This window comes from Lacticaseibacillus camelliae DSM 22697 = JCM 13995, from assembly GCF_001311195.1.
Classification (GTDB): domain Bacteria; phylum Bacillota; class Bacilli; order Lactobacillales; family Lactobacillaceae; genus Lacticaseibacillus; species Lacticaseibacillus camelliae.
In genome coordinates this window covers 42,027-52,409 of the sequence record NZ_BBAJ01000009.1, presented here as the reverse complement: position 1 = coordinate 52,409, position 10,383 = coordinate 42,027, and the positions used below count along the sequence as shown (strand labels likewise).

The 10,383-nt window shown below is 59.1% G+C and carries 13 protein-coding genes and 2 pseudogenes; 2 read left to right on the top strand and 13 right to left on the bottom strand.

What is annotated here, in order from left to right; all coding sequences use genetic code 11:
* Positions 1–19: 19 nt before the first annotated feature.
* The 4 genes from JCM13995_RS03005 to mutY form a co-directional block, all read right to left on the bottom strand.
* Positions 20–553: a DUF308 domain-containing protein gene (locus JCM13995_RS03005; RefSeq protein ID WP_054662337.1), complete on the bottom strand. Its 534-nt coding sequence runs from the start codon at positions 551–553 to the stop codon at positions 20–22.
* A gap of 68 nt (positions 554–621) precedes the next feature.
* Positions 622–801: a hypothetical protein gene (locus tag JCM13995_RS03000; RefSeq protein ID WP_054662335.1), complete on the bottom strand. Its 180-nt coding sequence runs from the start codon at positions 799–801 to the stop codon at positions 622–624.
* The gene (locus tag JCM13995_RS02995; protein ID WP_054662332.1) at positions 801–1,481 is read right to left on the bottom strand and encodes an NAD(P)H-dependent oxidoreductase; all 681 of its coding nucleotides are present in this window, start codon (positions 1,479–1,481) and stop codon (positions 801–803) included. Before JCM13995_RS02995 ends, JCM13995_RS03000 begins: the two co-directional genes overlap by 1 nt.
* Positions 1,478–2,581, bottom strand: a complete 1,104-nt coding sequence (gene mutY / locus JCM13995_RS02990; protein WP_054662329.1) for an A/G-specific adenine glycosylase — start codon at positions 2,579–2,581, stop codon at positions 1,478–1,480. The genes JCM13995_RS02995 and mutY overlap by 4 nt, the downstream gene beginning before the upstream one ends.
* A 94-nt stretch (positions 2,582–2,675) precedes the next feature.
* Between mutY and JCM13995_RS02985 the strand changes: the two genes are divergently transcribed.
* On the top strand, positions 2,676–3,488 hold the full coding sequence (locus JCM13995_RS02985) for a Cof-type HAD-IIB family hydrolase (RefSeq protein WP_054662326.1): 813 nt from the start codon (positions 2,676–2,678) through the stop codon (positions 3,486–3,488).
* Between the two features lie 27 nt (positions 3,489–3,515).
* Here the strand turns inward: JCM13995_RS02985 and JCM13995_RS02980 are convergent, their stop codons facing one another.
* The 9 genes and pseudogenes from JCM13995_RS02980 to JCM13995_RS02945 form a co-directional block, all read right to left on the bottom strand.
* Positions 3,516–3,722, bottom strand: coding sequence for a hypothetical protein (locus JCM13995_RS02980; protein ID WP_054662323.1), 207 nt, complete (start codon positions 3,720–3,722; stop codon positions 3,516–3,518).
* A complete protein-coding gene (locus tag JCM13995_RS02975; protein WP_054662320.1) occupies positions 3,722–4,162 on the bottom strand; it encodes a TetR/AcrR family transcriptional regulator in 441 nt (146 codons plus the stop codon). Before JCM13995_RS02975 ends, JCM13995_RS02980 begins: the two co-directional genes overlap by 1 nt.
* Positions 4,163–4,277: 115 nt before the next feature.
* Complete coding sequence (locus JCM13995_RS13590) at positions 4,278–4,970, bottom strand: DUF4767 domain-containing protein (protein WP_082397686.1); 693 nt, start codon at positions 4,968–4,970, stop codon at positions 4,278–4,280.
* 171 nt (positions 4,971–5,141) lie between these two features.
* Entirely contained in the window at positions 5,142–5,285 is a 144-nt protein-coding gene (locus JCM13995_RS15145; protein ID WP_169790464.1) for a hypothetical protein, read from the bottom strand.
* 106 nt (positions 5,286–5,391) lie between these two features.
* A complete protein-coding gene (locus JCM13995_RS02965) occupies positions 5,392–5,703 on the bottom strand; it encodes an SbcC/MukB-like Walker B domain-containing protein (protein ID WP_263849544.1) in 312 nt (103 codons plus the stop codon).
* 41 nt (positions 5,704–5,744) lie between these two features.
* Positions 5,745–7,169: a coiled-coil domain-containing protein gene (locus tag JCM13995_RS14850; RefSeq protein ID WP_054662311.1), complete on the bottom strand. Its 1,425-nt coding sequence runs from the start codon at positions 7,167–7,169 to the stop codon at positions 5,745–5,747.
* 20 nt (positions 7,170–7,189) lie between these two features.
* Positions 7,190–8,152, bottom strand: a complete 963-nt coding sequence (locus JCM13995_RS02955) for a sbcc family protein (RefSeq protein ID WP_054662308.1) — start codon at positions 8,150–8,152, stop codon at positions 7,190–7,192.
* Positions 8,149–8,457, bottom strand: a pseudogene (locus JCM13995_RS02950) (AAA family ATPase); the annotation flags it as partial. The gene JCM13995_RS02955 and the pseudogene JCM13995_RS02950, both read right to left, overlap by 4 nt.
* Before the next feature lie 24 nt (positions 8,458–8,481).
* Positions 8,482–9,592 (bottom strand): annotated as a pseudogene (locus JCM13995_RS02945) (exonuclease SbcCD subunit D).
* Between the two features lie 112 nt (positions 9,593–9,704).
* Between JCM13995_RS02945 and JCM13995_RS02940 the strand changes: the two are divergent.
* On the top strand, positions 9,705–10,331 hold the full coding sequence (locus JCM13995_RS02940) for an HAD family hydrolase (protein WP_054662302.1): 627 nt from the start codon (positions 9,705–9,707) through the stop codon (positions 10,329–10,331).
* Positions 10,332–10,383 lie beyond the last annotated feature (52 nt).

Sequence of the window (10,383 nt, the reverse complement as noted above, 5' to 3'; positions counted from 1 at the left end):
AGAACCAGGCGAACTTTTTTTACTTGCGCCGGCCGCGCAGTGCATCAACTAGTTCCAGGATGCCCATCACGATCAGCATCACGCCGACAACTTGGAGCAGCGCCATGATCGACCGGAACGGATTGAATAACAGCACGAACCCGCAAATGGCCACCACCAAGCCGTAAAGAATCGTTGGAAACGGCGAGACGTTAACGTAAACCTGCCGGTCGCGCGCCGTGATGATTCGAGAAATCCCGTAAACCACCAGCATCAGACCGATCACGACAGGCAGCAGCGCCAGTGCCGGCCGCAGCATCACGGAGACCACCAGGGCCCCGACCAACAGGCCGCCACCGCGCCAAAGCGCACTTTGACTTTCTAGCGTACCGCGCTGTGCCCGCATCGCATCAATGAAGGCGGCCAGTGCGAGCAGGAGCAACCCACCCAGCAGCACATACTTCACCACGTGGTAAACCGACATTGGTGCCAGCAGGAACCACACGCCGACTAGCGCCAACACCAGTGCGTGCAACCAAGCATAACGTGTTAATTTTTCAACCGTATTTCGCATGGCAATCAACCTTCTTTACCTTAAGCCTAACACGTCAAAGCCCCTGACCCATCAGCCCAAGGTTGGATTTACCAGCGGCGGTGGTCCCAGCTTCGCCCGTCCACCTCGCCTTGCGCCTGCTCGAGCCGCGTCGCCTGAGTTTGGATAAACTGTCGCAGCGCCAAGAAAAAGGCGCGGTCTTCGTAAGCCGTCGCCTGCGCCGCCTGGACCTCGGCCTGGTCAAGCAGCCATTTCGTGGTTTCGTCCATCAGTCGTCCTCCCCTTCTCGCAGTTCGGCAATGGTGTGGCGCAGCCCGGCCAGCTGCTCCTGCCGAGCCGCCAGCGTCGTTGCCATCAGCGCCACGTGCTCGTCCTGTGTCCCTTTTTGGTCAAGCTGAGCTAAAAACCACGCCGCCTGGTCCGCAAAGCGGGTGGGCCGTTCGAGCGTCAGGTACTGCTGATACCGCGTCATCAGCTCTGCCCGCTGCTGCTCTGTGAGGTAGCTGAACTGGGCAATTTCCAGCGGGGCCAGCAGCTGCAGGCCGGTTTTATGCGCCAACGCCTGGTATGGACTCAGCAGCGTGGACATCGCGACCCCTTCACTGCCGCCGATTTGGTACGCCTGCTGCGGCTGACTGTATGACACGACCAGCCCTAACGTTTTGCCGGTGAGCTTGCCGCCGGCTTCGGCGTATGCAAACCCACGGGTCCACACAGCTGCCAGCCACTCGTGCAGGCTGGCCGGGGCCTGGTACCAGTACAGCGGAAACTCAAAAATCAGCCGGTCGGCGGCCTGGATCAGCGCCTGCTCAGCTGGAACATCAAGCGTTTTGATTGCGTCCAGGTAGTGCCAAGTGGCGCCTTTGACGCCGGCCGCGCTGGCCTTTAGGAACTGCTGCGTCGGCGAAGCGGCAAGCTGCGGATGACTGACAATGATCAGTGTCTTCATTTGGTTCCTCCCAGGCCTAATGCCTTCAGCAATTTCTTTTGCACCGTCGGCAGCGCGAGGCGCCCAAAATCCGCCGCCTTGACCCACTTGGCCGGCAGCACCGCCAAATCGAAGGCGGGACTGTCAGCCTGGACCAGCGTCAACTGCCACTGCTGATGGGTAAACGTGTGGCGGACCAGTTTGGCGCCAGTGACTTCAAACGTCAGGTGAACGTCGGCGAGCGCCTCAAAGCGGTCCGCGGCTTCCACCAACTGGTCCACCTCCAGCGCCGCGTCCAGCTCACTGCGGTCGACCAAGGGAAACATCCACAGATCCGCCAGCATCCCGGTGCGCGGCCGCCTGACCAGCAGGTACCCCTGGGGCGAGTGAATGACCAGCGCAAAGTAAGGCACCACCTTCTTCGGCTTCTTTTTGCTTTTCACTGGGTAATCCATCACTGTGTCACTCAGGTAGCTTTGATCGAAGGCGGCCAGTGGGGAGTGTGCGGGGTCCGGATCCTTGGCCCGCATGTAGCTGCTGCCCAGGTCCATGATGGCCTGGTTAAAATCACCGGGCCGCTTGGGGTCGATCAACTGCCGAATCAGCTGATCAAACAACTGCCGGGTCTGGGGCTTTGCGATGTCTGCATCGATTTTGAACAGCCGGGAAAACACGCGAAACGCATTCCCGTCAATCGCCGGCTCTGGCTGATTAAAGGCAATGCTGGCGATCGCCCCAGCCGTGTAGGGCCCGATCCCCGAAAGCTGCCGCAGCTCCGCGGCAGTGCGTGGGAACTGACCGCCGTAATCCTGAACGACCTGCTTGGCCGCCTGCTGCAGGTGCCGTGCCCGCGAGTAGTACCCAAGGCCTTCCCAGGCCTTCATCACCTGGTCCTCTGGGGCCTGCGCCAGCGCCTGCACAGTGGGAAAAAGCTGCAGGAAGTGCTCATAGTACGGAATCACCGTTGCCACTTGCGTCTGCTGCAGCATCGTTTCCGAAAGCAGGATGTGATACGGGTCGTGATCCCGCCGCCAGGGCAGGTCCCGTTTTTCCTGATCGTACCAGCCCAACAGCGCCCGGCGAAACGCCGTGACTTTTGCTTTTGACCAATTCGGTGCCATAAGTTCACCCCCAACAAGTTGCTCGTGCAGCCGGTCCTGCAAGCGCTCCCATGCTTTGCTATAATCAAGTTATTCACGAAACGGAGGAACGCTTATGAAGATTCGCATGATCGCGCTCGACATTGACGACACCTTACTGACTTCGACCCGCAAAATCCTGCCCAGCACGAAATCGGCCGTTCAGGACGCAGTGGCCCGGGGCATTAAGGTCGTCCTCTGCACCGGGCGCCCACTGGCCGGGGTGACCCCTTATCTCACCCAGTTGGCGCTGACCGGGGACGACCAGTACGTCATCACTTACAACGGGGCTGTGACCGAATCACTCGCCGGCCGCGTGGTGGCCAAGCATCTGCTTGATAACGCCGCCTACCGCGAAATCACGGCGCTGGGCCAGCGGTTAAACCTGCCAACCAACGTGCTGGACGAGCATTCCAACATTTTCACCGCCGATCGCGATGTCGACTGGTGGATCGTCGAACAGGCCGCCGAAAACCAGGCCGGGCTGTTCATTCGGGACCCGGATGAGCTGCCAGGTGATTTTGCCATTGCCAAAGGGGCGTATGTCGGCAAGGAAAGCTTACTCGACCAGGCGGAACAGGCTGTTCGCCAAGCCCTTGAAGACCGGTTTTACGTCGTGCGCGCTGGCCGCAATTTTATCGAAATCATGGATCCTCACGTGAACAAGGGCCAGGCGCTTCGTGACCTGGCGCGGGTCCTCGACCTGACCCCGGATGAAATCATGGCTGTGGGCGACGAGGGCAACGACATCGCGATGTTCGACGTTGCCGGGCTGCCTGTGGCGATGGGCAACGGCACCGCCGAAGCCAAGGCCCACGCCAAGGTCATCGCCGGCACCAATGATGAAGGCGGCCTCGGAGAAGTCATTCGTCAATACGCGTTACAGTAAGCTAAAAGTCAGCCCCGGCTGACTTTTTTATTGCTGATAAAGCGCGGTCAGCTGCCCTGCCAGTGCGGTGACCGCGCGCTGCGTGGCCTCCTGGGTCAACAGCTGCTTAGTCGCCGCTTCGTCCAACAGCACCAGTGTCAGGATGCGCAGCAAATGCTTCAGGACCGGCTTGGCTTCTTGTTCAGCCAGGCGCCCCGGCCGGTTCAGCCCGTCCGCGGTGGTGCGGATCATCATTAGAAATAACGAAATGTCGATCGGGTGGAAAATCCCACGCGCCATCCTTCGTTCAGGTAGGCAGCAAAGCGCTCTTCCCACTGGTGCAAAGCGGTTTCGATCCGGCGCCGCTGGGCTGGGTACGCGTGCCCAAGGTCATCCAAAAATGCCGGACTGTTCGAACCCAGAAGCATCAACTCTGTCAGCAGCCAGTGCGGCAGTGCTTGGACTGTCCAGTCTTGACTCGGCGTGCGGCCTTGCGCACTCGCCAAGGCCACGTACTGATCCACGACGGCCACCACCACTTCATCCCGACTGGAGAAGTAAAGGTAAAGCTTTCCGCGGCTGACGCCCACCGCCTTGGCCAGCGCAGCCATCGACTGGCCGGAAAGCCCGTTGCGCAGAAATATTCGGTTGATTCGCGCCACTAACTCCTGGTGGCGACTTCGCTCATCTGTCATTACGGCCTCCGCTTACTGCATCGATTATACCCCCGAGGCTGAATCTCAACAAATTAGACAGAAGCAATTCAATGTGTTCAGCGCGGGTGCTCAAAGCGTGCAGAAAAGGCCAGCATCAGATGCTGGCTCGGATGATACCCGATGATTCGGAGTTATTGCGCAGGCTTGCCCTCGGCAATGCGCTGAAAGTTGCTGCGCAGGGAAGCATTCTGGGTCTCGCCGGCAGTCGGGGCGCCGTCGCGACTTTGATCCACCAAGACGAACGGCTGCCCCTCATGAAACGTGAAGAAATAGGTGATGCGGCTCGGCAACGGTGCTCAGTGCCATCATAGTTATAAATGGCCACCACGTTATAACTACTGCTACCTGTGCCATCAGGATGCCACGCAAGCAGATTCGGCGTGTTGTTGACCAGCTCCTGTGAAAAATCCGTGGGATAGGTCGTGCCCACCGAGGTTTTCAGTGGGTGGACGCCGTCATACTTCGCGTATGACTGCCCCATGGTCTTTGCCCAAGCATTGACGAAACTGGTCAAGGCCGCATCCTTACTACTGTCCCATGGTGTGGCCGGCTGTGAGCTCGCTGCTGAAGCCGCGGTGCTAGAGCTGCTGCTTGCCTTGCTAGAACTGCTGGTCGGGCGACTGGACTTAACCTTGACATGTTCCTTGGTGCTGGATTTGACCTTGGCACTTTTGCTCGGTGCCGCAGAATCTGACTTTGCGGCGCGCTGACCGCATCCCGTAAAGATCAGCGCACTCAGTAGTACGGCGGCAAAAATCCCCCAATGCCGCGGTGTTGATCGATTCATCTGTACTCCTCCATTCTCTTGACCTCAGCCATTGCCAAACATTCACCCACTTATACCCGGTCTTTTGCTTCATGTCAAACCTTTTGACCTGTTCGCCTTAGTCAAGGCATTGCCCTTCGCCATAGATAAAAAAATAGCCGCCATCACTGGCGACTACAACGTGTTTTAAAATTACTTTTCATCCTCGAGCTTCTCGGCTTCTTTGTCGATTGTGGCAAACCCTGACTCAGTCTTCTTTACTGGATGCTCGGCACGCTTCTTTTCAACTTCTTCGATCATTGCCTTGCGTTCCTGTTTACTAAGCTTTCCTGCCATTATTCTCGCCTCTTTTACAGTGGCATAGAGATGAGAGATTGACCTCTCAACACATCCAGTGTACCACTTTTGGCAAAAATTAGCACACGAACATGGCAGCTGCTAATCACCGGTCGGCATGTGCTTCCCTTAGCGTGCTTTCACCAGTGCCGCTTGCGGTCACCTGCAGCTGATCCGGCACGCTGGCGCGCAGCTCGGCAACGTGGCTGATGATCCCAATCATCCGGGCCTGGCCCTCGATGGTTTCCAAGGCCTCCATAGCGGTGTGCAGGCTGGTGCTGTCAAGCGAGCCAAACCCTTCGTCCACGAACAGGGCATCGATCGATACCCCGCCGGCTTCGCGTTGGATCACCTCGCCTAACGCCAGCGCCAAACTCAGCGCCGCGATGAAACTCTCACCACCCGACAAAGTGTGCACGGACCGAGTCGCCCCGACCTCATCATCGTACACATCGATTTCTAGACCTGAATCGTTGCGGTGGCTGCCAGGCTCCTGGTGCAACTGGAACTGATACCGGCCGCAGTCAGGTTGCCAAGCCGAGTGTTGGCCACGGTCAGCACTTCTTGCAGGTAGGCGCGCAGAACAAAGCGCTCCAGCGATAGCTTGCGCTCGTTGTTCCCATTCATGACGCTGGCAAGGGCAGACAACGACTCGGCGCGCGTTTGGGCGTCCTGATTTTGCGTGTACGCGGCGTCGATTTGACTCAGCAGGTGCTGGTCCTGTTGCAAGGCACTTTGGGCCGTTGCCATGTCCGCCTGGGCCTGACTCTGTGCTGTGCTGGCCGCCTCGCGCTGGCGGGCCAAAATGGTGAGGTCAGGCGCTTCGGCATCCCCGATTTGGGCCTTTGCCTGCTTCAACAGGGCGGTTTGCGTCGTCGCTGCGGTCTTTGCCGATTCTAGGTCAGCCCTGATCGCCGTGATTTGATCGACCTGATGCCGCAGTTCGGCAAAGTCGGCCACCGTCGCGCCGTCGAGGTTGTCCGCTACCGCCTGTTCAAACGCCGTCTTGGCAGCTGTCAAGGCGGTTTGTGTCTGCGTGTGCTGGCTGTCCTGCGCGGTCTGCGTCGCCTTAGCGCTCGCCACCGCCTGCTTGGCGGTGCTCAGCGCGGTTTCGCTCTTGGCCTGGTCATCCGCAAACGCCTTCAGCTTGGTTTGCAGTCTGGTCAGCTCTGCGTTAAGCGTCGAAAGCGACGGCGCATCCTTTGGCAGTGCCTGCTGTGCGGTCTTCAACGCTGACTCGGCGCCGGTCAGAGCCGCATCCGCACGGTGAAAGGCGTCATCAGCGTGCTTAAGGGTCGCTTCTGCGTCTTCCTGATTCGTCTGCAACTTGGCGGCCTGCTGCTTCAGCTTGGTCAGCTGCCTTTTTTGACTGTCGGCTTCTTGCTGGAGCTTGTCCACATCAGCCGTAAGCTGCTGGAAAGCCTGCTCGGGATCGCCGGTAGCCGCCAATTCAGTTGCAAGCGCCTGCTCCTGGTCTGTGAGCTTGGCCACAGTGGTTTGCGCTTGCGCCAAGTCCGCCTTGCCGCTGGCCAAATCTGCCTGCGCCTTTTGCCGGGCATAATCCGCTTCTTCAACCTGTTCATCGGTCACCACTGCAGTTTCAGTCGCAACCGCCGGATGGGGGTGCTCGGTACTGCCGCAAACCGGGCACGCTGCACCTGGGGTCAGCTGGGCCGCCAGACTCGCGATGCGCGCACGCAGCTGATCATCGTGCAACTGGGTATAGGCTGCCTGGGCCGCTTCTGCCGCAGCGTTTGCGGTTTTGACCCAAGCTTGCGCAGTCGCGACCTGGCCTTGTGCGGCCTTGAGCTCACTTGCGACGTGACGCCACTGGTCATGCACCGGCTTCAGCGAAGCCAGTTGCTGCGCCTTGGTCTGTAGCACTGCCGTCTGATCAGCCTTAGTCAGCGTTTCAAGCGCGTCGGCGTTAGCTGAAGTGCCGCCTTCGCCTGATCGACCGCGTGTTGGGCAGTCTGTTGCTGTTCTAACGTTTCTTCTTGCTGGTTCTGCGCCTCACCTAGCGCCTGCGCCAGCCTCGCCACGCGTTCCAGCTGTGGTCGAATGCTACTCAGCTGCGTTTCCCGCTTGCTGGCCGCCGTCATCTCATCGGTTTGCGCGGCGAGCGCCTGCTTGGTTTGCTGGGCTTCCGTCAGTGACTGCTCAGCCTGCTTCAGAGCCGCTCTGGTATTGGTCAGAGCCGCCTCAAGCTGCGTTAACTCCGCCTCTTGGCTGATCAGGCGATCCGCATCACCGCTGTGGGTGTCGACCCACTCGAGCTTGGCCAGAAGCGCCGTCTTTTCGGCGCGGGCTGGGCCGTCAGCCGCCAGCCTAGCCAGCGCGGCCTGGGCCGCCTGCTGAGCATCAAATGCCTGTTGCAGCTGCTGCCCGCTTTGGTATGCCGTATTGGCCTGCTCATACTTGGCCGTTGCCTGCTTCAAAGCAGCCTGCTGTGCACTTTGCTGAGCGGTCAACGCCGCCACGGTGGCCTTCATGGCAGCGATTTGGTCGCTGAGCGTCGCGCCATCGGCAGGCCTTCTGTCCGCATCGTAGGCAAACTGACCGGCCAAGGTGACCAAGCGGTCTGTGGCCTGCTTGACCTTGGCCACTGCCTCCTTGGCTTGCTGATTCATCGCGTCCTGCCAGCGGGCGTACAGACCGGTGCCAAACAAGCGCTGAAGAAGCTTCCCCTTATCGTCAGAATTGGCGTCAAGGAACTGACGGAACTGGCCCTGCGGCAGCAAGATGATCTGCCGAAATTGGTCGGCGTCCAAGTGCAGCAGCTGGTTGATTCTCGGGGCAATATCCCGTTTCTTGGTCCACTGACCGCTTTCCTTGCCGTCCGTGTAAACGGTCAGACACGCGTTCATCGGCTTGCTCGTGACCCCGCCCTGCTTTTTGGCCAGCAGTTGGGCCGCTCGCGCCAGATCTCGTAGTCGTGGCCGTTGTGGTGGAACCGCAGCGTGACGCGGGTCTTTTCCTTGGGGGTCGCAAAGTTCGCACGCAGCTCCTCGCCGGTGCGCTGGTCGCCTGACGTGTCCCCGTACAGGGCAAAAACCAACCCATCAAAAATGGTGGTCTTCCCGCTGCCGGTATTGCCGCTGATCAAAAACAGCGGGGTCTTCGCAAAGCGCTCAAAATTGACCGTCGCGTTGCGGTATGGCCCAAAAAAATTCCATTTGCAAAGTCTGCAGCTGCATTAGTCTTCCCCCTTTGCCTTGGTCAACGCGGCTTTAGCCCACGTCAGTTGTTGCTCACTTAACTCCGCACCGGTCACTTGCGAAAAGAACTCGCCTAGCAGCTGCGTCGGCGCCAGCTTGACGTTCGTCTGGACGACCTTCCCGAGGTCCACGTGCGCTTGCGATCCAGCCAATCAACCGGGGAAAGACTTGGCGCAGCTTGGCCATCACGTTGGGGATCACCTCGACATCAGTCAACGTCAGCGCCGTGTACGCTTCTTTCTCCGCCTCACTGAAGTTGGTCGGATCCGCAAAATCGGCAAAACTGCCAGTCAGGTGTTGCAGGTCATGCAACGGGGCCAAACTGACAAACCGGCGCTGCATGGTGGCGGTATCGATGATGTAGACGCCTTTTTCCTGCGCCGCCTCGGACACCGAAAACTTCAGCAGCGACCCGGCATACTGCACCTTCGCATCATCGAGCGCGTGGCGGTTGTGCAAATGACCCAGCGCGACGTAATCGAATGGCTGCAGGTCGGACACCGCCACGGCATCCAACCCGCCGACGTTGACCAGGGTCTCAGAATCCGAGTGGGCACTGCCGGCCGCAAAAAAGTGGCCGACCAATATGTGCTTCTTGGTCGGATCGAACTGCTGCACCATTTCCTTGCTGATGCGCTGCATGGCCTTGTTAACGTTTGTCAGGCTGGGGTCGCCCAGCACCTCTCGCGCCTCATAAGGCTCGAAGTACGGCAGCAAGAAGAACTGCGTATCATCGATCACGATTGGTGAAAAGGCGTCCTTCAGTGTCGTGCGCATGTACAGTTGCGTGGCCGCATACCACTCCTGCCCGGTGCCCAGCCGCACGCCGGAATCGTGGTTACCTGACACCACTAAGAGCGGGAACCTTCCTGCCGGTTGAGGCGAAACAACATCTGATTGACGCGTTTAACGGATTCCTCACTCGGGTTGGCGCGGTCGTAAAGGTCGCCGGCGATAATGATCGCATCGACGTGTTCTTTTTTTGGCAGTTGCGACCAGTTCCTCAAACACCGCGTCCTGATCCTCGGCCAGATCAAAGCCTGCCAAATTCCTCCCGATATGCCAATCGGCAGTGTGCATAATACGCATGTGATGACCCCCATTTCTATGCTCAATTCAAACAGTTGTTCGCCCCACTGTCAACGGATTTTTTCCAAACTTGACAGCGCTTTTTCGGTATACTGGTCGCGGGAGGTGCACCATGAAAACTTTCATCTTCGACATTGACGGCACCCTGATCAACTCACCAGCCATGTACCTGCACGGGCTGCAGCAAACCATGCGCCGCCACGGCAAAGATTACGCGCTGGCGGACCTGACTTTCTCAAACGGGGTCTCGTCTGTTGAGACAATGACGCGTTTGGGCTTCACTGATCCTCGCGAAAATGCCGCAGCCATTGAAGAGTGGATCAGCGACTCCATGGCGTTTGCCGATCGGTCGGGCTGGATCCCGGGGTTTCCCGAGGTCTTGACCCAGCTGCGCCAGGCCGGCGCCACGCTGGGCATTGTGACAGCCAAAAGTGCGCACGAATTTGCGCTTGATGATGCGCGCTACCACTATAGTCGCTACATCGACACCTGGGTCACCGCGGGTCAAGCCAAGCGCGACAAACCTGCAGGGGATCCGATTCTCCTGGCAGCCCAGCGACTAAATGCTGACTTAGACGACCTGCTTTACGTCGGCGATACCCTCACCGACGCCCAGGCGGCACACGACGCCCATGTGGCGTTCGGCCTGGCCGCCTGGACGACCCCGAAACCCACGCCGGCGTTTGCGCCCATCGCCCAGCGCTTGACCCAACCTCGCGACTTACTTGCGCTGGTCTAAAAAAAAGCGTCTCAGGCGCCCCCGCCAACGGCACTGGGGGCAAACTTGAGAC

What these genes read in the sequence shown, in the direction of transcription:
- JCM13995_RS02975 (WP_054662320.1), bottom strand. Translation starts at nt 4,162, where the DNA reads ATGACAGATGAGCGAAGTCGCCACCAGGAGTTAGTGGCGCGAATCAAC.
- JCM13995_RS02980 (WP_054662323.1), bottom strand. Translation starts at nt 3,722, where the DNA reads ATGATGATCCGCACCACCGCGGACGGGCTGAACCGGCCGGGGCGCCTG.
- JCM13995_RS03000 (WP_054662335.1), bottom strand. Translation starts at nt 801, where the DNA reads ATGGACGAAACCACGAAATGGCTGCTTGACCAGGCCGAGGTCCAGGCG.
- JCM13995_RS02995 (WP_054662332.1), bottom strand. Translation starts at nt 1,481, where the DNA reads ATGAAGACACTGATCATTGTCAGTCATCCGCAGCTTGCCGCTTCGCCG.
- JCM13995_RS02955 (WP_054662308.1), bottom strand. Translation starts at nt 8,152, where the DNA reads ATGAACGCGTGTCTGACCGTTTACACGGACGGCAAGGAAAGCGGTCAG.
- JCM13995_RS13590 (WP_082397686.1), bottom strand. Translation starts at nt 4,970, where the DNA reads ATGAATCGATCAACACCGCGGCATTGGGGGATTTTTGCCGCCGTACTA.
- JCM13995_RS15145 (WP_169790464.1), bottom strand. Translation starts at nt 5,285, where the DNA reads ATGGCAGGAAAGCTTAGTAAACAGGAACGCAAGGCAATGATCGAAGAA.
- JCM13995_RS02940 (WP_054662302.1), top strand. Translation starts at nt 9,705, where the DNA reads ATGAAAACTTTCATCTTCGACATTGACGGCACCCTGATCAACTCACCA.
- JCM13995_RS02985 (WP_054662326.1), top strand. Translation starts at nt 2,676, where the DNA reads ATGAAGATTCGCATGATCGCGCTCGACATTGACGACACCTTACTGACT.
- JCM13995_RS03005 (WP_054662337.1), bottom strand. Translation starts at nt 553, where the DNA reads ATGCGAAATACGGTTGAAAAATTAACACGTTATGCTTGGTTGCACGCA.
- mutY (WP_054662329.1), bottom strand. Translation starts at nt 2,581, where the DNA reads ATGGCACCGAATTGGTCAAAAGCAAAAGTCACGGCGTTTCGCCGGGCG.